This window comes from Haloparvum alkalitolerans, assembly GCF_050122995.1.
GTDB classification, from domain to species: Archaea; Halobacteriota; Halobacteria; order Halobacteriales; family Haloferacaceae; genus Haloparvum; species Haloparvum alkalitolerans.
Window position 1 is genome coordinate 1 of the sequence record NZ_JBNLIA010000030.1, and the last position, 547, is coordinate 547.

The window sequence follows — 547 nt, forward strand, 5'->3', positions numbered from 1 at the left end:
CCGTGTTCAAGCGCGGGGAGTCATTCCGGTACGACCCGAAACCAGGCGATCTATGCACGAGCAGGGTGAAGCGTGGCGAAAGCCACGTGGAGGCCCGTTAGGGGTGGTGTCCTACAATACCCTCCCGTGATTCGTGTATAGGGGTGAAAGGCCCATCGAGCCTGGCAACAGCTGGTTCCGACCGAAACATGTCGAAGCATGACCTCTTTTGAGGTAGCATGCGGGGTAGAGCGACCGATTGGGTGACCCGCCTCCGAGAGGAGTCGGCCACCCTGTCGAACTCCGAACCTGCGTGCGCCGTTGACGAAGGGAGTCCGGTGTGCGGGGTAAGCCTGTGCACCATGAGGGGAACAACCCAGAGCTGGGTTAAGGTCCCAAAGTGTGGATTAAGTGCGATTGGAAGGTGGTCTCAAGCCCTAAACAGCCGGGAGGTGAGCTTAGAAGCAGCTACCCTCTAAGAAAAGCGTAACAGCTTACCGGCCGAGGTTTGAGGCGCCCAAAATGATCGGGGCTCAAATCCACCACCGAGACCTGGCCGCACCCGTTA

At 58.9% G+C, this 547-nt stretch carries 1 rRNA gene; it reads left to right on the top strand.

Features of this window, described 5'->3' with window-relative positions:
- Nucleotides 1-547 (top strand): 23S ribosomal RNA (locus ACQE3L_RS15435); the annotation flags it as partial.